Source organism: Mucilaginibacter sp. GW822-FHT03E02 (assembly GCF_058801545.1).
The window spans coordinates 5,229,487-5,256,443 of sequence record NZ_JBXANJ010000001.1 but is presented as its reverse complement, the minus strand read 5'-3'; the positions used below and the strand labels follow the sequence as shown (position 1 = coordinate 5,256,443).

24 protein-coding genes are annotated in these 26,957 nt (G+C 48.3%); 2 read left to right on the top strand and 22 right to left on the bottom strand.

Annotated elements, in window-relative coordinates:
- Positions 1–6: 6 nt before the first annotated feature.
- Positions 7–687, top strand: a complete 681-nt coding sequence (locus AC1RM2_RS21785) for a response regulator (RefSeq protein WP_492987271.1) — start codon at positions 7–9, stop codon at positions 685–687.
- 212 nt (positions 688–899) lie between these two features.
- Here the strand turns inward: AC1RM2_RS21785 and AC1RM2_RS21780 are convergent, their stop codons facing one another.
- The 22 genes from AC1RM2_RS21780 to AC1RM2_RS21675 form a co-directional block, all read right to left on the bottom strand.
- Entirely contained in the window at positions 900–1,733 is an 834-nt protein-coding gene (locus AC1RM2_RS21780) for a hypothetical protein (protein ID WP_492987270.1), read from the bottom strand.
- A 24-nt stretch (positions 1,734–1,757) separates the two neighbouring features.
- Positions 1,758–2,498, bottom strand: a complete 741-nt coding sequence (locus AC1RM2_RS21775; protein WP_492987269.1) for a hypothetical protein — start codon at positions 2,496–2,498, stop codon at positions 1,758–1,760.
- A 274-nt stretch (positions 2,499–2,772) separates the two neighbouring features.
- On the bottom strand, positions 2,773–4,005 hold the full coding sequence (locus AC1RM2_RS21770) for a hypothetical protein (protein ID WP_492987268.1): 1,233 nt from the start codon (positions 4,003–4,005) through the stop codon (positions 2,773–2,775).
- Between the two features lie 73 nt (positions 4,006–4,078).
- Positions 4,079–4,720 (bottom strand): DNA/RNA non-specific endonuclease, encoded by a 642-nt coding sequence (locus tag AC1RM2_RS21765; RefSeq protein ID WP_492987267.1) that lies wholly within the window; start codon positions 4,718–4,720, stop codon positions 4,079–4,081.
- A gap of 13 nt (positions 4,721–4,733) precedes the next feature.
- Positions 4,734–5,540, bottom strand: a complete 807-nt coding sequence (locus AC1RM2_RS21760) for a S1/P1 nuclease (RefSeq protein ID WP_492987266.1) — start codon at positions 5,538–5,540, stop codon at positions 4,734–4,736.
- A 22-nt stretch (positions 5,541–5,562) separates the two neighbouring features.
- Positions 5,563–6,837, bottom strand: a complete 1,275-nt coding sequence (locus tag AC1RM2_RS21755) for a hypothetical protein (protein ID WP_492987265.1) — start codon at positions 6,835–6,837, stop codon at positions 5,563–5,565.
- A 122-nt stretch (positions 6,838–6,959) separates the two neighbouring features.
- Positions 6,960–7,541 carry an N-acetylmuramoyl-L-alanine amidase gene (locus AC1RM2_RS21750; protein WP_492987264.1) on the bottom strand — a complete coding sequence of 194 codons (582 nt, stop codon included), beginning with the start codon at positions 7,539–7,541 and terminating at the stop codon, positions 6,960–6,962.
- A gap of 553 nt (positions 7,542–8,094) precedes the next feature.
- On the bottom strand, positions 8,095–8,862 hold the full coding sequence (locus AC1RM2_RS21745; protein ID WP_492987263.1) for a hypothetical protein: 768 nt from the start codon (positions 8,860–8,862) through the stop codon (positions 8,095–8,097).
- A gap of 11 nt (positions 8,863–8,873) precedes the next feature.
- Complete coding sequence (locus tag AC1RM2_RS21740; RefSeq protein WP_492987262.1) at positions 8,874–9,947, bottom strand: type I restriction endonuclease; 1,074 nt, start codon at positions 9,945–9,947, stop codon at positions 8,874–8,876.
- Between the two features lie 30 nt (positions 9,948–9,977).
- Positions 9,978–10,691, bottom strand: coding sequence for an OmpA family protein (locus tag AC1RM2_RS21735; protein WP_492987261.1), 714 nt, complete (start codon positions 10,689–10,691; stop codon positions 9,978–9,980).
- 11 nt (positions 10,692–10,702) lie between these two features.
- Positions 10,703–11,356, bottom strand: coding sequence for a TerD family protein (locus AC1RM2_RS21730; RefSeq protein WP_492987260.1), 654 nt, complete (start codon positions 11,354–11,356; stop codon positions 10,703–10,705).
- A 15-nt stretch (positions 11,357–11,371) separates the two neighbouring features.
- Positions 11,372–11,938, bottom strand: coding sequence for a TerD family protein (locus tag AC1RM2_RS21725; RefSeq protein WP_492987259.1), 567 nt, complete (start codon positions 11,936–11,938; stop codon positions 11,372–11,374).
- 5 nt (positions 11,939–11,943) lie between these two features.
- Positions 11,944–13,251: a hypothetical protein gene (locus AC1RM2_RS21720; protein ID WP_492987258.1), complete on the bottom strand. Its 1,308-nt coding sequence runs from the start codon at positions 13,249–13,251 to the stop codon at positions 11,944–11,946.
- A gap of 1 nt (position 13,252) precedes the next feature.
- On the bottom strand, positions 13,253–17,143 hold the full coding sequence (locus tag AC1RM2_RS21715; protein WP_492987257.1) for a hypothetical protein: 3,891 nt from the start codon (positions 17,141–17,143) through the stop codon (positions 13,253–13,255).
- Positions 17,144–17,149: 6 nt separating this feature from the next.
- Positions 17,150–18,790, bottom strand: coding sequence for a hypothetical protein (locus AC1RM2_RS21710; RefSeq protein WP_492987256.1), 1,641 nt, complete (start codon positions 18,788–18,790; stop codon positions 17,150–17,152).
- Between the two features lie 11 nt (positions 18,791–18,801).
- A complete protein-coding gene (locus tag AC1RM2_RS21705; protein ID WP_492987255.1) occupies positions 18,802–19,140 on the bottom strand; it encodes a hypothetical protein in 339 nt (112 codons plus the stop codon).
- Positions 19,141–19,143: 3 nt separating this feature from the next.
- Positions 19,144–20,649, bottom strand: a complete 1,506-nt coding sequence (locus AC1RM2_RS21700) for a hypothetical protein (RefSeq protein WP_492987254.1) — start codon at positions 20,647–20,649, stop codon at positions 19,144–19,146.
- A 52-nt stretch (positions 20,650–20,701) separates the two neighbouring features.
- Entirely contained in the window at positions 20,702–21,511 is an 810-nt protein-coding gene (locus AC1RM2_RS21695) for a TerC family protein (protein WP_492987253.1), read from the bottom strand.
- A gap of 66 nt (positions 21,512–21,577) precedes the next feature.
- Positions 21,578–21,853, bottom strand: a complete 276-nt coding sequence (locus AC1RM2_RS21690; protein ID WP_492987252.1) for a hypothetical protein — start codon at positions 21,851–21,853, stop codon at positions 21,578–21,580.
- A 713-nt stretch (positions 21,854–22,566) separates the two neighbouring features.
- Positions 22,567–23,232 (bottom strand): response regulator, encoded by a 666-nt coding sequence (locus AC1RM2_RS21685; RefSeq protein ID WP_492987251.1) that lies wholly within the window; start codon positions 23,230–23,232, stop codon positions 22,567–22,569.
- Positions 23,233–23,242: 10 nt separating this feature from the next.
- Complete coding sequence (locus AC1RM2_RS21680) at positions 23,243–24,922, bottom strand: tetratricopeptide repeat-containing sensor histidine kinase (protein ID WP_492987250.1); 1,680 nt, start codon at positions 24,920–24,922, stop codon at positions 23,243–23,245.
- Positions 24,923–25,008: 86 nt separating this feature from the next.
- A complete protein-coding gene (locus tag AC1RM2_RS21675; protein ID WP_492987249.1) occupies positions 25,009–25,167 on the bottom strand; it encodes a hypothetical protein in 159 nt (52 codons plus the stop codon).
- Positions 25,168–25,535: 368 nt separating this feature from the next.
- On the opposite strand from AC1RM2_RS21675, the gene AC1RM2_RS21670 reads away from it, so the two are divergent.
- On the top strand, positions 25,536–26,507 hold the full coding sequence (locus tag AC1RM2_RS21670) for a hypothetical protein (protein ID WP_492987248.1): 972 nt from the start codon (positions 25,536–25,538) through the stop codon (positions 26,505–26,507).
- Positions 26,508–26,957: the final 450 nt, after the last annotated feature.

Genomic DNA, 26,957 nt, shown 5'->3' with positions numbered 1-26,957 from the left:
ACTTTAATGATGCTTACAGAAAAAAAAACAATAAAGCTGGTGGTCGTCGATGACCATAACCTGTTCCGCAAGGGGCTGATCAAGCTGATCACGCTGGCAGACACGGAGGAAAAATACGAAGTGTTGTTCGAGGCCGAAAGCGGCAATGATCTCAAAAACAAGCTTTCGGCGGAACTCATGCCGGATATCGTGCTCATGGATATTGATATGCCGGAAATGGATGGTTACCAGGCGGTGGAATGGCTGAACCGGTACCACCCGGATATAGCGATTCTGGTCATCTCTATGTTTGAAAAAGAGGAAGGGGTTTTGCGGATGCTCCGGCTGGGGATTAGAGGTTACTTGTCGAAAGATATCGAGGTCGAGGATATCAACCGCGCTCTTGAGGCGATCAGCAACAAAGGGTATTTCTACGCGGATTTTGTTTCGGGTATTATTAACCAGCAGATGCAGGGTAAGCCGGCTGCGGGCAGCCAGGTGGTCGCAAAACCGGCTTTTTCGGAAACGGAGCTGACGCTGATCAGCCTGGTGTGCACCGAGCTGACATATGTGGAGATCGCTGACCGGATGCACGTCAGCCCTAAGACGGTGGATGGGTACCGGGATGCGCTGTTCCGGAAGCTGGGAGTGAAAACTCGGGTAGGGCTCGCGATGTATGCTGTGCAGCAGGGAATTGTCCGGTTCTGATCCTCCTATTGGAGGATTCTGGAGCCAATGATCAATGCGTTTGGGAAAAGAGTTCAGGCTGTTCCCCTACACTTTGATCATGCTAACTTGCTGATTTAAATATTTGAAATTAATATTTATCAACACAATTCATTGGTCTAACGCGCACGGAACAGCATGGTCAAGCATGGCGATGGCGAATGCCTACTCTATGCGTCGATGGTTTTAACATCTTATCTGCTGATGGTTATAGGTCGTTGCAATACCGCTGATAATGGAATTTGTTGTGTTTTTGATTTTTGCCGGGTATAATTCAGCGTGACCGGAACCCACACCGGTCCTCCGGTCACGTTTATGGTCTCGTCCTCACCGGCTTTGACCTGTTTACGATCAAACCAATTGGTGATGTAAAGGGGGATAAGCATCGCTGCTCCCGTATCCATTGTTCCAAGTTTTAACTGCTTTCGGGAAACATCATACAACCTGCGGTCCCCGGGCGTTAGTAATGAGTCTGTGCCAAACTGGATATCTGTGGGGTCATACATTTCATGTGGCTGATTTAAAGTTAACCTATTGTAGTCCAAAGTGACGTTTTCGGCCTTCCCCTTGCCGGTCTGTTTTACAACCAGGCAAATTATCCCTGGTTCACGCTGCTTCATCCGGCGCTTTTTACGTGCCTCCAGATAAGTTTTTAAAAATGCGTTATCACATGTAATGAATGTACAGGTGGTATCCAAATGACCTGATTCCAAAAGCCCGTCGACCTCATTATTGATGGTTGCATAGGCTAAAGAACTGCTGTCTTTGATTCCGGACCTCATTGATTTGTACAGGCTGCTATTGATCTCTCCGTAGCCCACATCGAAACGCGGGCCTGCGGTATCCAGCACACGCAGGAGGCTGTCTGTACGCCGCTGTATTCTGCCTGTCTCCCGTTCCCGGGCTACATACCGGTAGGCATTAAATCCTAACAGTGAAATACCTGAAATTAAAAGCACAATTGCCCATACCGCTTTCCGGGTACCGGCGGGTTTGTTTCCTTCATTGCTATTTTCTTCTTGTTTCATGGGCTATTAGTATATTTTTCAGGATCAGCCACGTACTTCAACCCCCTCTTCCACACGAACAGGTGCCTGCATCTTTCGTACCTTTATGGCTTTTTGGGTAGTGTCCGTGGCATCTTTGTACCTGATATTTTCCGGGAGAAAAATTAATTTGGATGCAATTGTCCATTTCTTGTCGTTTCCGCTATATATTGGCGGATGATAGCTGATAAAGAGCGGCACAAGAATGCCCTGACCTGTTAAAAGGGATTGAGGTAAGCGGATCAACTCTTTTTTTAAAACACGCCGGGTCCTGATCTGATCGTCATAATCCGCCGTCTTATCTTCATCAATTTTCAACGGCAGGTTACTACTGATTTTACTAAGCTCGACGACAATACTGTCCGCATCACCTTTACCTTTGTTTTCGATCATCAGGCAGGTGATAAATTTCGTTTGGCCGGCAAAGGTACTATCTTCATTGAGACCGGCTTGCTGACCATGACTGCTATCATCAATCTCGTTTTTAAGCCTCAGATAATTGAGGTAATATTGTCTTTTCGATACAGAATCGCCGTCTGCCATCGAATAGATATTTCCCGCCATACTGATATAGGATACTTTCAGGTTTGGCAACAAATCTTTATTCACCGGCTCCTTCGTGGCGAATTCGTTTTTTATAAAACTAAAGGCGGTTGTTGCCAGGCCTAATATTGCTGCGATGACGCCAACTCTCAAATTGACCGCTTCCCACCATTTCTTTTTGTTTGTTGCCCTTGAATTAGCCATATTATTGGTGATGATTGAAATCAATAACTATTAATAAAACCGAAATAATCAAAAAGCGAGCAAATTGAATTTATCGTACTGAATGACAGAGCACTAAGTTTCTTAAAGCTAATAAGAATATTCGGATAGGATAAAATTATTTAATATATTCTGCTTAAATTTTTTGATCCATGACAGTACCCGTTCGAGATCGTCACCAACATGTATCGCCATTTTAAATACTAGGGTCGTTGATAAGCAGGCTGTACATGGATCAAACTTAAGGATAATCATTTTACTCAAACAGTTGCTTTAGAAAAGTTTTAAAGTTTAGGGTGTCGTTCATGTAGGCTTGAAAGGCATGGTCCTGGTATTTGCCTAAAATCCGCGGGGTGGAAAATTGGATGGGAATAACCAATTTATCGTAGTCTGCTGCGGGATAGCCAATTTTAATAAGGGAATCACGGACATTATCCAGCTCTCTGTGAAAATTGCAGCCGAGGGTGGTTGAACCGTAGATACTCGCATGCTTTAATTTAGAAGTGGCGTAATCCCATATGTTGTAGCCAATAACGACACGGGTAATATTGTTTTTTGCCGGGATGATGTCGGGTGAACGTTTATTGAAATCAATAAATGTGGAACCACCGGGAATCGCGGGTACGATCATGCCTAAACGAATTGGAACGTCGACCGGTGCGGGTATGGCATTGGAGATGCTGTCGACTTCTGCCTTATCTCCGGACGGCCCCCATTTGGTGCTGGTATTAAATAATGCGCCTGTTCCTACGCTCGCGCCTAAGCTGTGGGTGACCACGACGAATTTTAAACGATCTGTTAAATGACGCATGAGATCCCTGACAGCAAGGCAAACCCATTTGGTGTTGTTTTGGGCATGTGGCCAAACGGAAAATATATCCGTTGGAAGTTTGTTGCTGAGGCCGTCCCAATATATTTCGATATAGATGGGTTTTGCTTTAGCGTCATAGCCTTGTGTGGTGACGGCGGTTTCAAAGTATTGATAGTCGCCGGATGGGTCATTGACGTTAAATCCGTGAATGAGGAATACGATTGTTTTGGCACTAATTGTACTTACTAGTTTATGGACCTGGCGGTTGATATTTTGGAGTTCTTTTTCCTGCACCGCATAGTAGTCTTTGCTGAAAAGACCGCTTTTGGTAACATGATAGTAGTTTAAGAGCGCGTCGTTGTCGTTATTATTCCGTCCAAAGTAGGCAAAGAGGTTGGCGCTGCCTATTGTTTTGGCGGTGCTAAGTGGGCTTGGGTGAATGAAATTATGCTCATCAATAGGAACGGCGATATCGGGATAGAAGTATCCGAATTTGTCAAGGTAAACGCGTACAACTTTGTCGCTATCGGATGCTTGTTGGGTTTGCAGGGTTCTCCAGTTGACTTGCCGGTTCGCGAATTGTGCGTTGCTGATTGCCGGGTATAAACAGGTAAACAGGATTGCGATGTACAATTTATGCATGGAGCATGTTGAGTTTATGAGGTGTTTGACTTCCATATTTTGGTAATGCTTAATGTAGGGATAGCTGCGGCGCAGTACTATGGGTGCAGTTCCTTAACGTGAATGGTATTTAAAGATGAAGTCCTGTCAGGCTGTTTAATTCATGGATGTGATTACTCAGGGTATCTAATTTATGCCCTTTGGACGATGGATCGTTGAGCATGATCCAGGCTTGCCAATGGTTGTTGCGAAAGATGGCTTTGTACATGAATTTGGGTATATTTTCTCCGGCTGGCAGGGTTCCGAGGGAGCCAATGCCACCGGCGATGATGTGGAGGTTTTGGGTTTTGGCCCATTTTTGTTCCTGGATTTCGAGTTTTTTCCAGTCGCCCTGGTTGAAGGATTGGTATTGGGGGAGCATGTTGCTGGTGTAATAGCATTCATCGGAAAATGGGCCGTCGCAGGCGGCGTCCAGGGCGTTGAAGAGGTGGCCGAGGTCAATCCATTGAGTGCGGGGTACGACGTGGTTGACGGCATAATCGCCTGGCGGTGGGCTGCCGGGGATGTTGGGGTCTGCCTGAAAGTTGTTGGTCCGTGGTGCTCTGGGGGAACAATTCATCATTGCCGGTGTGAGGTCATAAGCTACGGAGTCGGGTTCTTTGAGTCCGGGGCGGTAATAGGTGGTATAGGAATGATGTTTGACCACCTGCTGCTGCGCATAAAGGGTTCCGGCTGAAAAAAAGGTTACCAATAAGTATATAATTGCTTTCATGCGGGCTTTTTATTCAGTGGTTTCCAAATGCTTTTTCAAGGACGCTGGCAAGGCGGATGGAGGCGTAAACGAGTTGCTGCTGGACGGTCGGAATATTTGCGTCGAGGTAAGCGAGGGTCAGCGGGGTCATTTTGTGTGTGTCGGGCTTGCATTTGTATATATCGGGCAGATAAGCGCGTGCCTGGCTTAGCCAGGCTTTGGTATTACCCTGTTTGGCTGCAGCTATTTTAGTGGCAGACAGGGCATGGTAATAAGCGACGGAGGTTTGGAGGTTGATTTTACCTTCTAAGATGATGATGTCGTCCCAGGTGTGGTGGAGGTTGTTGTCCGGGCTGTTATAAACGGGCGTGCTGACGCTGTCTTTGTTGCCGCCGAGGTCGTATTTGTACCCGACGTGAAGGGGTTGGGTGATGTCTCCCATGAGGTGAAAGAGGATGCGCAGGTTTTGTTTGAGACTGTCTGCGCTATAAGCGTTTGTGTTATTGAGAGCCCCGATGACTCTTTGGAGATTATAAACGACGTCATTTTGGTTGGCCACCTGGGCATAGGTTTGACCGGCTTCCATGTTGACGAAGTGCCAGTTCTTCATATACTTATATTTTGCCACATTTTTAATACGAACGGAGTCCATCCATACGGCGGCGAGGTCGGGGCTGTAGTGTGGGCCTAAAGCGGCTAATACTTTTTGCCGGGCCTGGGCGCTAAGCATGGAGAGGGCGGTTTCTACGATGAGGCGGTGGCCTTGCGCCCCCCAGGCGATGGAGGTCGAGGGTTGGATTAAAAGGCTAAAAAACGCGCTTATGATGATGATTTTTTTCATGTTATTATTTGCTTTGTTTGGGTTAAACAGTCGGATTAACTCTTTCCAGTTTAAGTTCTATTGGTTTGGTACCGCTATTGATTTGGCCGGTTTGGGTGGCGCTAAGGTGGATTTGTTCCGCTCCTGCCCCGATGCTGTAATCTGCGCTGATGTTGTAGTTTCCTGCGGCCAGGTTTTTGAAGGTAAATGTACCTAAGGGATCTATGGCCATTCTGCTTCCGGTGGTGGCGGTTCCGGACACGGTTGACCTGATGATAACGACGGTTTTATTGAGCCAGTCGGGGCCTGCAGCGGAAAGTTCGGCCGGTGTCAGCAGGGCCTGATCTGCTATTACCTTGATAGTCAGTACGGGAATTAACGCATTGGCCCCTGTAGGCGGATTATTGCCTGGGAGGGTGCTGGTACCGCTGTTGGGGAGGAGGACTTCTTTGAGTCTGTCCATGAGGGCGATGAGGCGGCTGCTGTAAAAACCGCAGATAAAAGCGAATACGAGAACGCCTTTGCTGGAGCTGATGTCAACAATGTTTTGGTCGGTAAAGAAGTTGTACCCGAGGATAACGGCGAGGGTGCAAATGGGAGCGTATATGATTTTAGCGACCTGGAAGGGTACTTCGGAGGAGTCGTAATAGGATTGCGGGTTGGCGAGATCGGTGGTGGCGTTTCTGCCGAGTACGCCGAGGTTGAATAATAGGCTGGATAGGACGCCCAAGATAGACCAAAAAATAATTTCAAGATAGACGAATGGACCGGTGAGCCAAAAGTAAGATTCTACTTTGAAACGGGTTTTGCCGAGTATGGTTGGGGCATCCGTGGGTTTAAGTTCGCAAAGGAGCTGTTGTACCCGGTGTTTTTGTTCCGGGTCAAGTTTCCCTTCAAAAAGGTTATCAAGGTAGTCGATGACTTTGGCACATATCAGTTTGTTGCAGCAAGTGGTATCCGTTTTTTTTGCGGTATCTGGTTTGCCGGCCTTAGTAGTGACTTTTAGAGCCACTTTTCCGGCCGCCTTTGAGGTGTCGGCTTTTTTGCCGGTATCTTTCTCGATAGTGGCTGTTGATCCCCCGACTGGTGGTGCGGGTGATGTACTTTTCAGCGTTACATCGGCGTACATTTGGGTGATCTGGAGTACCTGATCCTGGTTGAGCACCGTATATTCGTAACTGTATTGCGGACACCATAAATTAAGTAACACATGACTGACGATGTAAAGTACCGCCGTGATGAGGGTTTTCAAAACGAGGAATTTGAACCATTTTTTTTCATCATAGCTTTTAAAGTCCCAGAAACTATTCTTTTCCATAACAATCTTTTTAACAGTATGCAGTATTGAAGATCACCCTAAGCCAAAGCTAAGGACCTGAAAGGATAGCCCCCTATCGTATTTTCACGGTAAGGGCACGGTGTTTTTACCCTGTTTTTTATTTAGGCGTTTATGGTGTGTTCACCGGGCGCTGTATGATGCAGGGCGTCCGTGACTTCCCGGATGATATTGGCTTTGATGACGTGTTTGCCGGGGCATCCTTTGTGTGTTGTTTTTGGATCTTCTTTGTGCAGGCGGATGGTGCCTGCTATTTGCGGGTCAAATCCAAGCGTGTTGCATAAGAGGCTCATGGCAGCGACGGCGTTTTGCTGTACGGCGAGGCCACGGCCGGTGTCAAAGGCCTCGGTTTCATATTCGCCGAGCATTTCGATGCCTAAGGCTACGCTGTTCCAGGATGGCGAATGGACGCCGGGTGTGGTCAGGGGCGTAAATACCCATATTTGTTTGTCATCTATGAATAAATGCGGGCCCGCGCTCCAATGTTGGTCGTCACGATAATAGGCCTGCAAGTCAAGGATGTGTTGTTTGTTCAGGCCGTTGGGGCGTTGGGCAAGGCTGGGTACGCTGGTGTTATGTAATACGATGAAGGATGGTCTCCAGTTTGTCCAGTGGAGCGATTGGCAATAAGTGGCGAATTCTTCGGGTTGGAAGCTTTGGCCGACAATGGGTTTCCAGTTTGGCATGGGGTGTGGGTTTAGGAGATCATTGGATTTGCTTGTCTAATGTAAGTATTTATATCTTAATATGTTATGAATTTTTTATAATATTTTTTTATGACTTTAGCGATAGGAATTTAACTGATTAGTAAGTGGATTTGCTGTAATGTTGATAGTTATTCGTTTGTATTAAGACGAAGCGAAAATTGTGGCAGGATCTCGGCAGCCACAAAAATTACAAAGTTCCGTAATGGTTAAGTATGAGGAGCCAAATTCCGTTGGACCGAGGCCGTAAGTCCCTTGAAAGGTAGTGGTTTGGAGGCGGAACCGGGTTGGATCTTCGGTAAGTTGGCCTAATTGGGGCATATTTTCCAGGGTAATCGTGATGTTTCACTTTGATCGTGCTAAATAGCTGATTTATAATTTTTGAAACTATTATTCAGCAACACAACTCATGGATCTAATTCGCACGGACCAGCACCGTCAAGCATGCCGGAATGTCCACCGAGCGCCCAATTTTATCCTTTTAAGAATTATGTAACAACACTGACAGATAGTTGGATGTACTGCTTTTGATGACTCAACCACCTTCCAAATGGCAAAGCGTCCTCCCAGTCTTCTTTGCACTATCCAAACTGATGAGAATGATTTCATGCCTGCAATTGCGCAGACCACTGCAATTCTTTCGCAAATGATACCTTTTCGCCCCCTGGCTATCACAGATATAAACCGAACCCGGCGGGGGCGGGTTCGGCCCCGATGTCAGCAAGACCCAGGGGAACGCCAAAGGGATCAGTATAGCATATTTCCACAGCATCGACCACTTTTTCTGATTTGAAGAACTGACTTCAATTTCATCATTATTTATTCTGCCGTCAATTCCTGCCTGCTGACTCCCCTTATCTCCGATTTGGCCCCCATCCCCTCCCTTGGCCGGTCGCGGTAAATCGTCGGGAGCGGTTACCGTTTTTCCGCGTTCAGGCGTTACGATGATATAATGTTGATACGGCCGGGCTTCAAAATCCGTCAGCCAGGCTAACATTTCCACCACCCGGTCTTCCGGTTTTTGCGTTCTACCCCGTAAAAAATTCAGCAACGGTCTGAAATCGTCCGGATCAGCTTTGTTTATCGCGGCAACATAAGCTGACTGATCCTTTTGCGCTTCAAAAAATTCAACTAAAATATGTTCATCCGATCTTTTAAATCTATTTGAACAAACATAAAGCGCCTCATCCTTTAAGTTTGCGGGAGTCGGGTGGACCAGGTTATACCTGAGTCCATTGACTGCTTTACGTTGCTCATAGTCTTGCAGCACTGTCGCCCTGTATTCGTCACCCCGGTATGCCATGGCTGTAACATTTAAACTTTAACCTTTTCCAATCTTTGTATTACCGCGAGCAGTGCATCCAGGTGGGAGTAGATCTCATCCACGGATTGGATCTCGTGCCTGACCTCCTTCTTTAGTTCATCCAGTACGACCAGGAATTTCCTGCCACTTCCAAGGTAAAGCCTGCAGATGGTTTTCCGGTTATTGTCATCCAGCAATATGGCGAAGTATGACAGCGCGTCCCGGTAAGTGATCCGGTTGGCGCCTACATGCTGCCGGAGCATGGATTTAACGATATAGAAGCCTTCAAGCTCTTCTTCCGTCGTAATGATCCCGTTCTGTGGTTCGGCTACAGCTTCTTCCATTTTCACGGCCTCGGCGACTTCGATCTGCTTCTCCTGGTTCAACGCAGACTTCAGCCGCTCGCTGATCGCATCGCTGACCAGCAGGTTGAGCGAACGCTTTACGATCGGCATAAACTGCTCTCTGACCTTGGTCGTGATCACCCCGGAATAAACCTGTTTGGTCAGGAAAGTCACAAAAGCCTCCGACGGCAGGATCATCTCCCTGTTCAGCAGGCCTTTCAGTTCATTCAGGTATTTCAGCTCGCTCGCCGTGTTCGTAATACTCTCCACGTCGAAATAAGACTTATGGAACTTCTTCAGCTCCACGATCTCCGTTTCCTTGATCTCGGTAATATTGAACTCGAAGAAAGGTGATGCATCCATCTTGTTCTTTTCCACCAGGTCTGTATAAAAACGATAGGTCAGTCCATTGGTCAGCAGGCCGAACTTCGCCTTCGTGGTGTGGAAATAACGGAACAATTGCGAATTGTGCGGATCCAGGTCTTCCAGGTGGTGCTTGCACTCGATAAGGATCGCCGGTTCGCCGTCTTTCATGATGGCGTAGTCCACCTTCTCCCCTTTCTTGATTCCGATATCGGCGATAAATTCCGGGTTGACCTCGAAGGGGTTGAATACATCATAGCCCAGTACCTGTATGAAAGGCATGATGAGGCCGTTTTTGGTGGCTTCCTCGGTCTTAAGTTGCGGCAGCATCTTTTCGACACGGGAAGCTAATTGTAATATCTGGTCTTTAAAATCCATGGTCATGTTTGGCTTGTACTGATGTTTGGTTTATTGTATGAAAACTTCAACCCTACGGTTCTTTTTACGTCCCTCTTCGGTATCGTTCGGGGCTACCGGGTTTTCGATTCCTTTACCTTGTGCGGTAACGAGACTGTCCGCGATACCTTTTCGAATGAGGAAATGCTTATAGGCATCTGCCCTGGCCTGCGATATTGCCTGATTAACAGATAAGGGCCCTTCGCTGCTGGCATAGCCTAATACATTGATCTTTAAGCCGGTGCCTCTGATCTTTTTACGGATCCTGACAAAGCCTGCATTTGAGGGAATTTGCGGACTCGCCGATCCGGCCCTGAATGATGCGGCAATAATCGGCTCGTATGGTTCCACGCTTCGAACTGTATCCTGCTTTGCTGCCGCCTGTCCACTAGCGGGAGGGACATCGTCCTGCTTGCGATCTTCTATATTCCGCAATGTCGTTTTATTGTCCACGTCAGGTTTCTGACCGGAAGTATCGGCGACCATCGCTTTGCCACCTTTGCTTAGCGGCACATTTATCGCTTTCAAATCCTGTTCAGGCTGTTTTGTTTCCTGCCGGGTGAAATACCATGTTGCGGCAGCCATAACCGCAATGCCTATGAGGGCGAAAAGCCATAAAGGTGTCTTTTTCTGCTCATGTGTTCCCGAAGCAGGCTCCGTTTTGGACAGATCGAAGCTGGTTTTCTTTGGGGCAGGTTCTTCCCCCTTGTTTAAGTTAAATGCCATAACGATAAGGTTTAGGTGTACATATCTACTAAGGTTTGCAAACTACCGGTATGGGCACGGCCCATGGCCTCGAACTCCCAGGTATTACCCACCCGGAATAACCTGCCAAACTCCACGGCATCCTCGTTGGTATATTGCTCTTTCAGGTCATACCGGATGATCTCTTCCCCTGTACTGTCGTTCACGATACGGATGTAGCAATCCGCTACCTGTCCGAAGTTGAGATTCAGCGTACGCCTGTCCTTTTTATTGTCGTGCGGGTATTTGCATATGGTACAGCAGATAACGATCTGTTCAACCTTGCTGCTGACCTTGCCCAGATCGATGAACATATCTTCATCGTCATCCCCATCGCTCCGTCTGCCGTCCGGGTCATCTATGGCTCCCGTGATCGCGCCATCTTCGGTAAATGGCCTGAACAACCCTTTTTCGATACTGTCCTCAACCTTGTTGCCCATCCTCACCTGGTTATAGAACACGAAGAATGAGTCCGAAGGAATCTTAAAATCCGGGCCGATGGCAAAAGCGGATACGTCCAGATCGAATTCGGGTCCGCCCGGCTGATCGTTTGGGTCCCAGCCCATCCCGATCTTAACGAGGGACAGTCCCGGCGCTGCTTTGGAGAGGGAAAAACGTTCCCCCTTGTTCAAGTTGAAAGTTGTCATATGCTTATGTTTAAATTATTGATATAGTTCTACCAGGGCATTAAGTCCGCCGGCAAATGCCTGCCCCACGGCTTCCAGGTCCCAGGATCCACCGTTGCGGGCGATAGTCGCAATGAGCAGGGAATCTTCTTCACTAAAATGTTCATTCAGCCGGTAGTCGCACATCAACGAAGCGTTCTTCGTATTCAGGATGCGGATATAGGCATTACGGACATGTCCGAAATGGTGCCCGCGTTCACCGGCCTGGTCAATCGTTACCGAGAAGTACAAAAATTCCACGCGTTCATCGACCTTATCGAGAGCTATCCGGATAATCTCATCGTCACCCTCGCCCTCACCGGAGCGGTTATCCCGTGGATAAAAAGTGGAACCATCCGGACTTGCAGGATTGTTATAGAACACCAAAAACTCATCCTGTACCAGCTTACCGTTTGCGCCCATCATGAACAGAGAGAGGTCAAGATCAACAGCATGTCCGTTGACGACGGCAGGTTCCCAGCCCAGGCTGGCAGTAATCTCTTTGATGCCGTGTTCAATCTGATCCAGCGAAACCGGTATTTTCTTTTGTATTTGAATAGCCATTGTTATTAAGATTTTTTTGATGGAGGAAGCGGTGGAGGTACGATATTCCAATCGGGGACCTGTGTTTTCCGTTCCGGTAATGGTGGCATCTCCGCAGCCTTCACCTGCGGTTTGGCGGCAGGTAGCGGCGGGGCGGTCGGTTTAACGGGCAGCACCGGCGGCCTTATCGGAGGCGGTGCGGCAGGGCTGACCGGGTGCTTGATGGCGGTGCCGTCCGTGAAGCCGGAAAACACCCCTTGTTCAACCCCGCCCCATGGCTGATCAAAGATCAATTGCATAGCCCCATCTGCGTGTATCTGTTCGACACCCCTTATATTGGGATAGGCCCTGAGTATACGACCGGAAAAATAAGGCGTCCTGACCTCCTCGGTGCCAAGAAGGACCAATAGTTCCTCCGGGCGGACCTCGTGGTTTTGAAGCAGGTCACTGATAGACGCGGAAACCATCATATCACCGGTGTAATACTGCAGGCGGTCTTCGACGCTTTTGAGTTTAATACTGAACCAGAACTTCCCTCCTTTGCTGAGTTCAGCCTCTCCTGAAAGAATAGGTCCCGCCATGGCAAGCAATCCGGCGCAAAAGGACAGTAATCCCGCGGTCTCTATAGTCGTGTCCAGGTTCAGGTAATGGTTTTGCGCTGCTATATACTCGACGATCATTTCCGCCAGTATCCGGGTCCGGGGATCAGCACCCTGGCCTGCAAGGGAAACCGCTGCTTCCGGTGTATCGCCGCCGTTCTTATATAATTCGATGTATAAAGTATCATCCAGGCCGCTCAGGTAGAGTACCGGCTGCAACTTTCCTGCAAGACCTGCGGACCGGAGATAACCGAGCAATACGTCGTGATAATTCAGAATGGAGACGTTGCGGTAACCAGCTTCCGTGAACAGGGATTTGATCAAACGACGCTCCGGTTCGCCCAGATCGGGTTGAAAAATAAATCTCAGCGGAAAATCGGAACGGCGCGACTCTATCGAGTTATTGTCATACAAAACCGTATTCAGGAAATGAGACAGGTACTGCTCTATGCCGTAGTAAAGTAATTGCTTGATCCTTTTCGGGCTGCCATGCAACATAAAGTGTTTGCTCGGGTCTTTGATGAGCTCGAAATAGTGTCCGTAAGCATTAGGGTCATGGGCGTAATACCTTTCCCTGGCCTGCGTACCAAAGCTGAAACCACTATTATCCACGCAGAAATACAACGGCACGGCATTGGATTCCCGCATGGTCAGCGCGCTAAACCGCTGATCATCGGCCCGGTACCAGAACGTTACCGACCGCACAGAAACGCTAATCACTACGCAAAATTTCATTTTATTGCTTTTGTATGCCGCTTAACAGATGTTTCTCAAAAAACTTCATGCCCTCCAGGATAATGACCGGCGCCACATAATCAAACTTCTTCTGTTCACGCTGCTTGCGTCTCTGCGCTTCACTAAACTCGGGGATCGCCTTGATATAATTTTCAATATTCATATCCTGAAACCCGGCCATGAAATCCGCGGGTGTCATTTTAAGGCCGAACATGGAAGAAGTCACGCGATAAAACAAATCGGCGAAATCCATGAACCGCGGGCATGGAGTCTTACCCTGTTCAACAATGTACAGGAAATGGGAGCCGATATGCTCCAGCATCTCCGGGGTAATCGAATTGGTAGCCTCCAAATTCTCTACTTTCCCGCCTGGCCGGACCACGCAGAAGTTTTCTTCTCCAAGGATCTCGATAGCCTGTTTATTTTTAGGTACCAGAATCCGGGTCTGACTGGTCGGAATTGCAAGCCCCTTTGACACCTCGTACTTCACATCTGCATTGTCCTTTCCACGCTGAGAATTGATGTCAATGATCTTCAGCGGGTTCAGCGATACCGGTATAATCGTTTGTCTGGCAACCATCTCCCCTCCAATACCGCGCAGGAACATTTGCGTATAATAATCGTCCGCGGCCTGTTCATTTACCGCGGTGAACCAGTCAAAGATCCTCGCACCTTTGCCGGCAAATGCGATCCGGATTCTTGGCGGTGTATTTTTAACAAGCGCTGTCGCATCGACGGAGCGCTTGATCTCCTCTCTGATTTTATAGACCAGTTGCCCGGCATAAAACATGATCAATCCGGTTATATACAAATTTACACTCATCATCTCTTTGCATTCTGCAGCGATCAGACGGTAGAACGCTTCGAAATCGCCCGCATCGAGCCGATCCACGACCTGCTCAAAATAATATGGGGCGGTGCTCGCGGAGAATTTGTTCTCACCGGTATTCAGCCCCTGAATGAACAAGCTTTTTTGTTCACATATTCTAAGCAGCACCCTTTTGAAATTTGGTGAAAACCGGGTCGCTTGTGCGAGCCGTTCAGCAGCGAACCTGATCGAATTCTGCTTGATCATGGCTTTTCCCCTGCCCAGATCGGATAGTACGGTGATATCCGTTGTACTCCCGCCGATATCAAAACAAAGCAGCAGTTCTCCCTGGCTGACGGCATATCCGTTTGGCCGGAGCATGTAGTTAGCCACAGCACAGGCCTCGGACAATGATTCATCATCTTTCAACACCTCGAAATCAAAGCAGATGGGACCGTTATCAATTACAATATTTACTTCTGCAGGCGTTGTGGCGGATGTAGCGCCCCAGCCGGGAGCGGCGGAAGATGCCGGTGTTACTGACCAGGTATCATCTGCGGCAGGCGCAACCCAGGAACCGGCGGGTGCTGTTGCGGGGACCGAGCCCCAGCCCTCTGCCTGCGTTGTCATACCGCTCCAGCCGCCGCCTTCCGTCGGACCGATATCGGAAAGGTCTGAAGGATGGTGTGTCTTTAGTTTCACCGTACTGTTTAAGGGATTCATAGCGCTTAGTGAATCCCAGACCGCACGATATTCGTTCAGCATGGCTTTGCCCATAGATGAAGGATAAGACCATTTCAGGGTATGGGGCTCATGGTTCTCTATGAACAGCTGCGCGTAAACATGCAATAAAAGTGAACTCAGGTAAGCAGTTTTATAGCTTTTATCGAGCGGCTGCGTCGACCATTTCATGTTATAAACCAACTCAGCGGCGCCGACGCGGTTATAACTCAGGAAATACCGGTTCTCCTGCGCCGTGTCAATGGGCAGGTTCTTCTCGAAACAGGGGAACCCTCCCCGGACGGCCTGAGCCAGTAATGAGTCCAGCGGCACACCTGCTTCATTGACAATCCGCCTGGTATCATGCAAGGTCAGTACTGATTTGATGGAATTGGTGAGGATCTCGTCGTTCTGAAAGAAAAATATCTCGTCTTCAACAGCAGGCCGCTGATCATTGTTCTTATTATCGTCGCCAAGCAGAGATACGCGTTTGTTGCTTAATTTCAACTGCTCGCAGACCCTGCCATTACCTTCAGACCAATAGGCGACTGAGGTGTTGGTACTACCGAAATCAACGCCTAAGAACGCGGGCGTAAGTGTCCTGACGGAGCTGAGCATATTCACAGGCAGGTTCTTACTGCCGGTCATACCTGAATAACGGATAATGCCAAAGCCCGCGTCAGCACCGGCATGCGAGAATTTTAGTCCTTTAAAGGGTTGACTGCTTTCGTAGATCTCGTATTTGTATTTATTGTCGGCCACCGCGTTATTGAAGGCGACATGTAACCTTGCCGTGATCGCACTTCCGTTCGCGAACGTTGTCGCCCTGCCCCTGGCGGCAAGGTATAGCGGTATACCGCTTTCATTCATCGCTATGCGGAAAAAGTCATCATTGGCGTTGCCGATGAAAGGAACCGACTGGAATTTGGCATCATTATGGGGGATCTCCGAGAACAGGAAGTAACGTCCCCATTGTTTGGAAATAAAGTTGGGCCATAGCAGGATGTCCCGTCCCATGATCGTCTCGCTGATGACGCTGTAGACCACCTGTTTAATAATCTCGTTACCGGTATCCGTAATGAGCTTTAATTGGACAATCAGTTTTTCGCCATCCTGCGGGTTAGGGTCATAGAGAGCCGTGATCCTGGATTTCACATTGGAGGTATCAGCGAGGCCGGCAAGCGAATCAAGATTGGCCCCGAATACATTTAAAGCCAGCGGGGTCAGCGGCAGAGAAAAATAAGCATATTGATGAGGCTGCCCTTTGGTTTCCGCGCTGAGCAGCAGGATCGGTTTATCACGCAGGTAATCCCTGGAAGTGATGCCTGTCCTGCCGAAATCAAACTGAACGATCTCGGTGGCATCCGGCAAAAGCAGGTCTTTGGGGTCAAATGCAACACCGGTTTCAGAAGTCCTTTCTGTTGAAATGACCCCTTCCGATCCGTAAAGGATCGTGGAATAGTTGAACAACCGGCCAAAAGGCTCTTCGAAAAGTGTACCAACTTCAGGCGGCGTCTGCTGCTCCAGCTTGCTGAAGTTCTTCGCCTGCTGATAACTGACCATATCTTCCAACCAGGCACTGATCGCCGCAGTGATATTGCTGTAATCGGGGCGGATGCTACTTTCCAGCATGGCGAAACGGTTCCTGAATGGTTCTGTCTGTTTTAAAATATGATTGGCATAGCCGTAAATCTTGAACAGTTCCCCAGGTCTCAGATCAGACTTCAGCGGATCGATGAACCGTCCGTTGCTGATATTTACAAACGGAAGCGGATCACTGATCCTGTAGGATACGGAGGTAAAAAGGAAGCTATCCGGTGAAGTTCCTCCGACTACCTGTCCTTTATAGGATATCACGTCAATAAAAGGTATCTGAGCGGTATTATCCGAGACGGACTGGTTACACCATAAAGGCTTCCTTTCAAAGAGGGCGTTGCCAAAAGCGCCTTTGGCTTCATAGATATTTTCAGTATCGGCGATTGTCTTACCATCGGAGTAAGCCAGCTGAATTCGCTCGATGCTGATATCCTTATAGTTCAACGCCAGGCAGGCGATGAAACCTTTCCATTCACTGATGAGGGACTTATAAAATAACATCAGACCAGATGCTGCGGCGTCCTGATCCAGTACATTGTTGAAAGCGTTATCGAACAGGTTGGCCCTGGCAAAAACGGTCGGTACGCCCGAAACGATGGAACCAATATTCACAGCGGATCCCCCCTGCCGATCGACTGCGATTTCGGGGATCTGTATGCTTTTCGTGAATACTTCCAGCGCCGGGATTTTATCCCAGGCAAATTCAACACCGGGAGGCTCCGCAGCGGACCGGACTTTGATGGTCAACGATTTGATTTGGTCTGGCATAACGGTTTAATTGATTTGAAAACCCTGGGATATGGTGATTGCGTTGTACAAATGCGCAAGGAATTTTTCCTTGGTGGTATTGACCTTCTGGCGGTCAGCCGGTCCCGATTCGATGAGTTTGGTTACAAATGTGCTGTATCGGCTACTGATCAGGCTTCTGGGCCAGTGATGTTTATCATCTGTAAAAATGGCTCCTACGTCCAGCTTACTGAGCTCCGCCTGGTTATCAGGAAAAGCCTTGTTGCCAAAGATAAAATTGCCGGGCGCAATGGAGTTCCTGATCTGATAGATCCATCCCGGAACAAACCTGCCTCCGTCGAAGCTGTAACCAAAGCACTTAAAATAGTTATCGATATCTGCACATTCCGCGTCGTTGATTGTCCCGTATTGTTCGATCCTTTGTTTTTGTAGCAGGTTAATAAAAGCTTTTATGCCCAGGTCCCCTCTCGCACCGCCATTGGCCGTCAGCGAAATATGTGCTAGAGAAAAGAAGGCGCCCAGCCTGTTTGAAAAATCATCAGCCTTTCCGTTGCTGTTGCCCACCAGGTCTTCTGCAGCAAAACTGAAGGCATTGTTCTTAAACGAGACCCCTTTATATAAATAACCTGCTTCGGTAAGTTCCTGCAGCGATCCCCTGTTAAAAAAGTCATAAGCCGCACAGGCAGAAACCAATTCTGTGATATGGCAAGCATTCTTTTGTTCCGCCCCGCCGGTAATCGTCCTTCCTTGTTCCTGGCCTTCGTCCGCTTTCCGGCTCTCCACGGGCCAGCCGATATGGTAGAGTAGTTTATATGATTTCTTGACGGTTGGATCTGTCTGATAAAATTGCAAGGCAGCCTGGCTGTTCAGTGGAAAAAAGGACGAATCAGCGATCACGCTGTCTTCTTTCGCAGCACGCTGGCGCTCGTCCGGTTTCCGGAAAGTAAAGTATTCTGTGAGCAGCGTAGCTCCGAATTTCGTTTTGCTTAAGTCAAGGCTTGATTTGCCCGCGGAACGAACGTATACAAAATCTTTCAGGGCTTTGGGGATAATTGGGATTGACGACGCACCGGTGCCGCCGAAGACAGAACCGAAAACGAATACACGGGCGTTTTCACCGGCTTTTCCAAGTCTGGCGACAAACTCATCCAGTTCCCGTTCCTGCTGCTGAACCTGTGTCCCCGCAGCGATATTTCTTGCCGCCTCCGTAAAAGCGTGATACATCAACAGGGAACCAAGATGAGTTTGGGAACGGTATCCGTGCGCCAGGTTAAATTCCTGCACGGTCTGGTTATCCAGGAAAAGATCAGACAGGAGTTTATTGTCACGCTGCTGAACAGGTGAACCTGTGGAAAGCCTGGCCATGTTTTTATAGTTCTCCCGGCCTTTTCCCGAATAATTAGTAAAAAAGCGGTAAAGGTTCAGCTTCGCGGAAAAAAAAGTGTCAGCATTCGGTGTACCGCCTTCGCTGGTATCAGAAGATTTTACCCGGTTGTAAAGGCGCAGCAGTTCTTCCGCCCTTCCCTTATTACCATTGGCCTGGTCGGTATCAAGTGTCAGGACTTCGATCTCCTGGCCGTCAAACATCCCGATAGCACAAAGGTGAACAAATGATTCCAGGCAACGCATGCCGGTGCCGCCTACGGCGATTACAAATAATTTATCCATGACTTCAGCGTTTAAAACCAATGGCCAATCTTGCCATTTTTGTAAATTTTACTTAATACAAAACCCAGAACGATGTAGGTAACAAAACCGGTAATGGTCCCCACGGTTAGCGCGTGGATATACCGCTTAACGATCATAATATTAGCATTCGGCCGGAAAACGAAATAACCCAATAAAAATATAAGTGCAGGGTTGAGAACGCCGATTATCCAAAACCAGGTACGCCTTTTTACCGGATCCTTCGGCCGGGGACCACCCTCGAAATTAATAGCTGTCGAAATAAGTGCAGCGGTAAGCAACAGTAAAAGTGTGGCGATGCCTGATACCACATAAGCAATTGTAGATTCCATATTTTATTGTTCAGTAGTTTTAATGTAATAGGTGTAGATTGTCTTGTCCGCCGGCTTAAGTTCATCGAGCGTACTTTTCACGGATTCGTAAAGGGCCACATTGGGCACGCCGTTCTTATTGGTCCATTTGAATTTTTCAAGCACCGGGTTACCGGTATTTGCAACGGCCTGCCGGATATTAAGAACAATTTTCATTAAACCGCCAGGATTGGTGATTTTATCTGTGGCGAACCCGGGGGCGAAGGCTATGCCGATCTCGGTCTTACTTTTATCTGTCTTAAACGTATTGTCAAACAGTGCTTTGTTCAACACAAAAAGATCGTTCAGGGTGGGTGTATTTTCGGGTTGATATAAATACTCGGGCTTCACAGTACCGTCGGACTTATAGCAGGTCAGAGCGATGGCATCGTCTTCCTGATCGGAGATCTCGTCCTCACCGTTCTTACCTCTAACGATCCTTGGACGGTGTTTTCTGAGCTCCAAGGATTTGGCATAGCGCTCAAAGTCATTGGTAACATCATAGACCTTCACATCAAAATCCCCGTAGGTGTAGCTGTCCATATTGTGCAGGTCAACATAAAGCATTCGGAACAGGTCGCTGAACTTGAAATCTTTTCTGGTCTCCGCGATGGTCGCCCAGTTTACGCCGAGCGGGTAATATTCAAAGGGCTTATGTTGTAAAAGACCATTAATATAACCAGATTGGAGGTCCAGTATATTCTGGCTTTTATCGCCCTTTCCTGCAGCATCATGGAATATCCCCCCGCTGCTCGCTCCCGCATAACTTGTACTCAGGAGGTAAGCGTCAGTGCTCAGGTCGAAACGGACTGGTAAAACGTTCAACCTTTGGCAAAGCCTGTCAATCAGGCTATCACCATAAGCTTTGCCATAAGTAAAGACCGTAAAGTAAATATGCTTTGCGACGGTCCCTTCCTGATAATCAGCGATGAAGAACGATATAGAGTTTCCGGCCTTCAGCCATTTGGAGAAAGCGATCTTCAAATAAGCCGTCGACGTCACTTCTGCGTTCTGCTGCCATTCTTCGAAATCCGTTATCAGGAGGGCGTCGTTTTTGGCGGCTACGATCTTCTCCACTGCGGCCTGAATCGGCGCACGGACATCCAGGTATTGCTTCGGGTCACCAACGAGCTGGCCCAGTTGTGTGCTGTTACTGACAGGAAGCCGGCTTACCTTTCCTTCGGACAACCTGTAAACATCAAACTGTTGCGCCAGCACGGTATTAAAACACTGCGACATCAGTTCCCTGATCACAGGAGTACCGAAAGCAGTGAACATGCCCGCAGAAAAATCCACATACATGGCCGGCGCGCCTTGTTTATGCAGGTGGTCAAGCCCGGTCGGCAGATTATTGTAAGCAGTCAAAGTGGTCGGCAGATCTTTCCCGTAAAGGTCCACCCCTTCTTGTTCGAATGGATCCTTGTCCATTCCACAACTCCATAGAGCCAGGCTTAAACTACTAAAAAGTAAAAATTTGTAAAAACGATTCATGGTATCATTTGATTAAAAAGCATCTCAAATCTGTTGTTCATAAGGATATTGATCACATTCCCGCTACTTTTTCACCAGTAACGTCCGCTTCGGATCTCGATCTGCCATGTCCCGGAAAATTAAAAAGCCAAGAGCTCAATAAGGGCAGCATAAACGCGGCGACTGTAAAACCGGAAACGATCATATCCGTATTCCTGCTTTCAAGTAATTCGTTCAAGAAGGAACCGGGATAGAAATGTCCATACAGTGATGCGAACAGCTTTATGCCAAGCATGCCAATAACCATAAAAGCGACAGTCTCCAGGAATGCAAACCGCTCCATAAGCCTGACGAACCCCTGTGCTACGAAACGCATCGCCAGGATGCCTACAGAAACACCGATGTAGATCAGGCATAGCCGATTGGTAAATGCCACGACAGCGAACACGTTATCCATCGAAAAAGCGAGGTCCATGATCTCCACCAAAGCTACCGTAGCCCAAAATTTTCCGGCAAGTCGCGCGACGACATTAAAAAAGCGGCTTTCCTCTTTATTCATTTGATCCTGCCCATCGTCAGCGTCGCCCTTTTTAAAAAAATATCCGCATGCCAGGTATATCAGGTAAAGCCCGCCCATAGGTTTGAGCCACCATATTTTAACCATCCATGCAGCAAGGAACAGGCATATGCCGCGCATGACATAGGCACCCACTATCCCATAACGAAGTGCCTTGCTGCGTTGCGCTTTGGGCAGGTCAATCACCATCGTCGCCAAAACAGCGGCATTATCGACCGACAACAGGCTTTCTACAACAATCAGATTCAGGATAATCAACAGGCCGGCCCGTATGTCATTGCCTATTATTTCACGTAAGATATTCATATGATAAGGTTTAGACTGTATAATTTAAAACCAAAGGCAAAACGTTTTTAAATAAAAAGCGTGACGTTAATAACGATTCCAATTTGCGTGTATCCATTCCTTAACATGGACCTGGCTCCTTAGGTTTACGGGATGTTCTCTGATCATTTTTTCGATCTTGTGTCCTCCCGCAACGTTTTTTAATTCCCAGCCAGCCATCAGCTTTTTGATCATATAAAGTACCTCATAGCCTTCGCTTCGGTTAAGCAGGTTGTGGTCCGGCTCTCCTTTTAATTTAGGGTCATCTTCTCTGGTATGCACCCAGTTGTATTTGTACTGCAAATCACTTTTTGTAAATAACATTTTCCTTGAGTTTATTGATTAATAATTCTATTTCATTACCGGTCATAAGAATCGCATAGCCATCTCAGTTTCCGGGATTTCCTGCCCCGTGCACAGCACCATCGTTTTACTGCCCTGAATAGGGTTTTCGATGATGTGAGGTTTTCTTCGCCCCAGCAACCGCTCCCTTAAAGGAAGCGAAAACGCCAAGGGCTTTCCGATTCTGAAAAGCTGGCAGGAACCGGCAATCATCCTGATGAACCTCATGGTCCCCATTAGCCTGGGCCTTAGTATTTACATAATAAGTTTTCATAATCATGTTTGTTAATTAGTTGCCGATTCAAAATTAACTCCGGGGAGAGTCTCTTTTTTTGCGGGAAACCGCACGGGGTTCGAGTTTTACACCATCCGGTGTATATAAGTTTACATGGGTAACCGGAAAGGTCTAACAGGAAGGAAAAAAATGCAGCGTGCCGATACGTCAGAAAATAACAAACCCGAATACCGGAAAGTATCGCGGATGCCCCGGGAGGCTTTCAATACTAAGCTGTCTCGCTGCGGGAAGGTAAAAGGTTTTATTTACTCATAAAATTGCTCACGTCAGCAACAAAAAGGGCCTTCCGGCCCGATTTGTGACAAGGTTTAGGTTGCAAGGGACGGGCGCGATACTGATTCCTTGTTATTTTGAATCCCTTATCCTGGGTTTGTATAAATTGCGTACGTATAGGCCCGTTTCAGATGATCCCCATATCCCTGCAAAAAATCACCAGCTGCTCGTTCTTTGAAAAGTTCAGCGCGTCCCGCATCTGCTTCAGTCGCTTTTCGACACTTCGCAAAGCCGATGCCTCCATGTTCTTCTGCTGCAGATAATCTGGGATATTTTTCTGGAGCACGCCCTGGGACAACAATGTAATGATCATCACGTCCAATTCGCTGAAATCATAGGCATTCTTGCGGCCCGCCAGCTCCCGCAAGCGCGTGGGATAATGTACTTTTCCGGAAAAAATGGTTTCCATTGCCGTCCGTAGTTCCTGCGCGTCATGGCGCGCCTTCCGCACATAGCCGTCGATCTTCAGTTTGTCAAATAGTGGTTCGATCACCCCGGCCCTGTGTTCCGCGGAAAAGACCAACACCTTCAGATCCGGCTGCACCTGCCGCACCGCCGCGATCAGCGCTTCGCCATCCACCAGCCGCTGCGGGTTATCATCCGGTTCAAAGGACAGGTCCGTAATCAACAGCGTGTAGGGACGTTTGTTCCTCAGTTCAATCGTTACCCTTTTCAGTGCCTCGTCACAATAATAAGCGAAATCAGGGCCGGGGACTCCAAGGTCCTCCAGGGTTTTCCGCACCGAAATGCTTGCGCTTTCATGATCTTCAGCGATCAATACATGTTTAAACATAATTCAGACATTAGACAGCCGGAAAGGAAATCTGGATCTTCAGGCCTTTCTCCTGGCTGGTGTCAAAGATAAGCTCCCCGCCCATACTCCTGATACGGTTTCCCGTATTCCGCAACCCGTTCTTTTTTTTCAGCCCATCCCGGATGCCCAGACCGTCGTCCGTGTATTGAATATGCATCCTGCCGCCTTCCAAGCTAAACCGCAGGGCCACATTCGCCGCGCCGCTGTGCTTGCGCATATTAACCAGCAGCTCCTGTAGGATATGCCAGAGTTCGTCCTGCTGTTCCGAATTGGTATGTTCCCAAAGGTTCTCAGCGTTACCTGCGGAAAGCACCCGAATATCGTCCGTGGCAAATGCGTTCAGCAAGATGGCGACGCGTTCATGGAATGGTATCGCCTCGGGTGTCTGATCCTCATAGGAGATATCCCTCGATTTCTCGTACAGGTTGTCGATACTGTCCAGCAGGGTGGCCTTATCAATTTCCGGTTCGTTCTCGACTTCCGTCATGATCCGGTAAAGACCATTCGCCACCACATCGTGTACCTTTTTAGAGGTTTTCAGCTTGCTTTCCCTTATAGCCTGCTGCGCCTTCATTTCCGACTGCTGTTTTCGTTTCCGGAACCAGAAACGGATAAAAAATAATCCGAAAAGGATCACGAACAGGAACCCGGTAATGATCCCCCTTTGCCGGTCGATCTGGTACTTTTTTTCCGTATTCTCTTTTTGCAGTTTGAGTCTATCCGCCCGCTCTTTCTGTACATTGTATCGGATTAGGGCGAACTGGTTCTTGGCCGCATTGCGGGCGGTCTGTATACTATCCCCCAGCTCCCGGTATTCTACGAAATAGCCCCGGCTTTCTCCCGGCGCTGCCAGCCTGACCAGTTTCTCCAGGGCGTCCAGGCGGTTGTCCGGGCTTTGGAGCCGCTGTGCCGTAAGGTACAGCCTGCGGGCATAGCCCAATGCCGAATCCGGGCGGCTGCCGGCATAATAATCCGCCAGGTGGGCAAAGCTCGAGTTCTGCCCCCATTCATCCTTTTCCTTCACCCGGATGGCAAGCGCCTTTAACAGTTCCGGTGCCGCATCATAGCGCGGGTCGCTCAGCCATCGCGTGGCCGCCATATTGGTCAGTGCCCTTGCATAAGCGGCGTTGTCCTTCCCTGTTTTCCCTGTAATAGTTTTATATATTTTCAGCGCTGGTCTATACTCTTTCAGCTCCCGGTAAGCATTGGCCTTGTTATTCAGGATCACCAGCTTGAGCTGTTCATCGGTAGTGGCGCTGAGCGCCCGGTCATAAAAGCTGATGGCAGCATCGTAGTTCTTCAGATTGAAGCTGGTCATACCCAGCTCATTGTAGTCATTGACCAGGCTGCTGTGGTCCTTGCCGTCCTTTTCATCCAGGAACTTCAGCGAAAGCAGCAGGCTTTCCTGCGCGCCAAAATCATCTCCCGCTTCCGACTGGATCATGCCCATATTGGTATAGGCCATGGCGACCTGCTGGCTGTCTTTGGAAGCCGATGCGACTTCATTGAAATAGTAAAAAGCAGAATCAGGCTTGCCGAAAAGGAAAGCATAGGCTTTCCGGTAAGTGTCCCAGTTCGCCTTCGGTACCGGCCGTTTGGCCTCCCGGCAGGAAAACAGGACCAGCGGGCAGAGGCCCATGCATAAAGACAGCTTTCCCGATGTGATCATTTGAGATAAATGTAGGAAAAAGCGGTGAAGTAATGCAGGATGCCAACAAAAAAGGCAGACCCGAAGGCCTGCCTTGACAACAGTATTTAAAAACCACCGGGTGGCGGAGGTGGCGGAGGTGGCAGGTGCCCGTTATCACCGCCGCTGTCGGCATTAATGGTTACTGTACCGGTACTGCTTCCGGTGTGAGTGTTATGTGCAGGGCATGCGAATGCCATAAATATTGCAAAGAATAAATTAAACATTTTCCTAAAAAATTTAAATAAGTGAGCTAATAGCCGGCACCCGGGGGGATCGGTCCCGGGCCTGGCAAACTGCGTAAGAAGCGCTTCTTACTTTTTTTTGGGAAGGGTGAGCAACGGCCGCGGAAGCCGGGTTACCGCTTCCCAAACCGGTTAGCGGCCGCCGCTTTCGCTGCTCTTTTTTTGAAACCTGCCGGGTAGGTTTTCCCTTAGCTGTAGGGCCGCCCGTCTGATTACGAAAGCAAATGTATAGCGACATAAACCGCTTTGCAGCAAGGAATTCCGGCAATTCCGCTTATTCCGGCAGGATTCCATAAATGCTGCCGGAATTCCGAAAATTCCGTTAGTTTTACTTTAAATTTTTTTGGAAAATGTTTGCTGAATATCAAAAGCAAGTCCTGCTGACCTATCACGAAAAGAAAGCGGCGAATCTACTTTCGCTTAATTTGATCAATATGACGCCCGGCAAATTGCGGGAGGAATGTATTGCAGTTTTTACCGCGCGCTATGACCACCATCTCGATGAAAAAACGCTCCGGTTATTTTTCGGGCAACGGGAAGGCGCCGCCGATTACCTGAGAGCGATCAGGAACATAAAAGCAGAGAAATTCAAACCCCTCGATAATTTTTTAAAGGAGGAAACCTACATAACTCAGGAAAAAAATATCGAACTACTGGCTTGGCTGATCGACTTCAAACCCCGGCCCTACCAATGGGACCGATCCTATGCCGGACCGGAAAAGGCACGTCAACCCGAAGCCGGGCAAATGAATTTCCCGGGAAGTGCCTTAGAAGAGGAAAATTCGGCGGCGGAAACAGAAGGTTCAACCTTCATGACTACGCCCGGTGTACCTGCAGAGACAAAAAATCAGCTGCCTGGTCATGCTGCTGAAACGGTGCGCAAACAGGCGGTTCGTCCCTACACGGCTCACCTATCCCGAAACCCCGGGTTAAGAAATACGGTTATTTTGCTGCTATTGCTTTGCGCTTCAGGCGGAGGTGTCTTTTGGGTCTGGAATGCGAAGAAAAGCAGGGAACAGTGTATGTGCTGGGCAGGGGACCATTACCGATCCATCTCCTGCAGGGAAAAATTAACCGGTTTGGATATTTTCGGGATGGACAGCCTGCAAATGATCCATTTCAAAAAAATCACCAGGCCGGACACGCTCAGCCAGCGAGCACTGGGTCACGTCTGGTATTCCAAAATCGACGGAGACGTCGAATTTTATACCGCAGGCGGTTTTCACCCGGTTCACCGGGAACGAAAGCTGAAGCCATTGACAATGTACATCCTGAATAAATATGCCAACCATGCTGTGCCGGCAACTGCAGCAAAAGATTAATGGAGGAGTTTAATAAGCATGGAAGGCGGTTTGCTTCCAGCATACCCGCAATCGCCATAAGTGCCCAAACCTGTTTGGGTATGTCCAATGCCGCTACCTTAAAGCGGAATGGCCTAGTGATAAATTCCTGGAGATCGCGGGCAAACCCAAACAGGCCATCATCCGCAAATGGTACTGAGAGCCTCTCACGGAAGCGGGCTTATGAAACCTCGTTAAAAAATGTCGCCAAAACCGGCGGGGCTTTTCATTCCGATGAACCAGAACTATCAACCACGGCAGGGAATAACGATTTTTTACGCTGAGCTTTATCTACGCTTAAACAGGAAGTATAAAAAATAAAATCAGGCCATATATCCAAGAAAAACGCTTGGAAGCTTAAGGTAACTATGAGGTTCATCTGGTTTACTTCTTACAAACGCCACATGTCAAACCATCTTTGGCACAACGTTT